At 70.2% G+C, this 255-nt stretch carries 1 pseudogene; it reads left to right on the plus strand.

From position 1 onward, the window contains the following. A pseudogene (locus GWK61_RS55780) lies at positions 1-255 on the plus strand (hypothetical protein); the annotation flags it as partial.

Genomic DNA, 255 nt, shown 5'->3' on the forward strand with positions numbered 1-255 from the left:
CCTATCTGCAGCGCGCCACCGCGTCCGACCTCGCCCACGCGAAGGTCCTGGGCAACAGCCTGATCTACGCCCAGCAGCACGACGTCACGCCGGACGGCCGCCTGCGCGCGTCGTACCAGCCCGATCCCTTCATCACCAGTACCGGCGCGCCCTATGTCGGGTCCAACGCCACCTACACCGGCAACCAGGCATGGGCCGGGCTCGCCTTCGTCCACCTGTACGCGGACACCGGCGACGGCGCCTATCTGACCGCGG

It is taken from the genome of Catenulispora rubra, assembly GCF_015356825.1.
Classification (GTDB): Bacteria; Actinomycetota; Actinomycetes; order Streptomycetales; family Catenulisporaceae; genus Catenulispora; species Catenulispora rubra.